This is a genomic window from Alcanivorax sp. MD8A (assembly GCF_002888555.1).
Lineage (GTDB): Bacteria > Pseudomonadota > Gammaproteobacteria > Pseudomonadales > Alcanivoracaceae > Alcanivorax.
Map to the genome: position 1 here is coordinate 1 of NZ_AQOQ01000082.1, position 572 is coordinate 572.

1 protein-coding gene is annotated in these 572 nt (G+C 59.4%); it reads left to right on the forward strand.

Translation table 11 applies throughout. The features are described from left to right. A partial coding sequence (gene radC / locus A15D_RS17095; protein WP_199175987.1) for a DNA repair protein RadC occupies nucleotides 1–465 on the forward strand: 465 nt, incomplete at its 5' end. Nucleotides 466–572: the final 107 nt, after the last annotated feature.

A 572-nucleotide genomic window follows, 5' to 3' on the forward strand; every position in this document is an offset into this window, starting at 1 on the left:
CAGGGCCTGTACCACGTACAGGGCTGCGTGAAGCCCGAGGAGATTGTCAGCACCGCTGCCACCATCCTGCTTGATGAACTCACCGACCGGGAAGCACTGACCGCGCCTACTGATGTCGCTCAGTTCCTGCAGCTGGCCCTGGCCCAGGAGAAGAACGAGGTCTTCTCGGCCATCTTCCTCAACAACAAACACAAGGTGCTCACTTTCGAGACCTTGTTCAACGGCACCATCGACAGCTCTGCTGTTTACCCCCGTGTGGTGGTGCAACGCGCTCTGGAGTGCAATGCCGCTGCCGTCATCTTTGCCCACAACCATCCCTCGGGTTGCAGCGAGCCCTCTAATGCCGACCGGCAGATCACCAAACGACTCACCGATGCCCTGGCACTGATCGATGTACGGGTGCTGGACCACTTTGTGGTTTCCCGTTCCGGCTACGTCAGCCTGGCCGAGCGCGGCTGGCTCTAACCCTGCCCTTTTGGGCATTCCTTCTTTAACAGGAGATTCACCATGGCACACCTTGTCGAAAACATGGCCTATGTGGGCCGTACCCCCTGGCACGGGCTGGGCAACCA